We start from the raw sequence: 603 nt of genomic DNA, 5'->3' as shown, positions 1-603 counted from the left end.
CTGGCCCAAATAAAGCGCTCCGATGCCGAGGGCATAGAGACTGGCGAAAGCAATAGCGAATTGACTGAGGTACTTGATCATTGCCTTAGTTTGGTAGGCGTGTACGGATTTGTCAGCCACCCTAACGAGCGACATTTAGCACCGCTCGTATATCACAGGCATCTATTCATCTTTCGCTGCAGCACCTCAAGGTCGGTCTCGAACAGAGTGGTGTTAACCTGATTTTTCATTGACCAGACAGTGCGCTGATGTTGCCCCGCGTAGGGACCCTCCTCGATCGCGTTTGAGGTGGGCTCAGCGATCGCGATTTCATTCGCGGCGAACGCTAGGCCCATCTTGGTCCGGATCTCGTGTTTGATCTTGACGGTAACATAGTTGGTGAACATGCCGTCATATTGGTGGAGGTGCGCGACCTGACGGGCGGCAGCGGCCTTTAGGGCCTGAAGATCGTCCATTGGATATCCGTGAGTAGACTGGGGTCGGAGCTGCGGAGCGGGGGTGAAGTTACGAGACTAGATCGGGGCGATCTCTACGGGAGGTCCTCAACGCGATTGGAGCTCCATCGGAGGAAGTCGTCGCCATTCGCCCGCAGCGTTTCCAGGT

1 protein-coding gene is annotated in these 603 nt (G+C 55.6%); it reads right to left on the bottom strand.

Translation table 11 applies throughout. From position 1 onward, the window contains the following. Positions 1–152: 152 nt before the first annotated feature. A complete protein-coding gene (locus C7G61_RS43100) occupies positions 153–455 on the bottom strand; it encodes a hypothetical protein (RefSeq protein WP_108523443.1) in 303 nt (100 codons plus the stop codon). Positions 456–603 lie beyond the last annotated feature (148 nt).

Origin of the sequence: Bradyrhizobium algeriense, assembly GCF_003062295.1 — a bacterium.
Classification (GTDB): Bacteria; Pseudomonadota; Alphaproteobacteria; order Rhizobiales; family Xanthobacteraceae; genus Bradyrhizobium; species Bradyrhizobium algeriense.
This window is presented reverse-complemented; position numbering and strand designations above follow the sequence as displayed.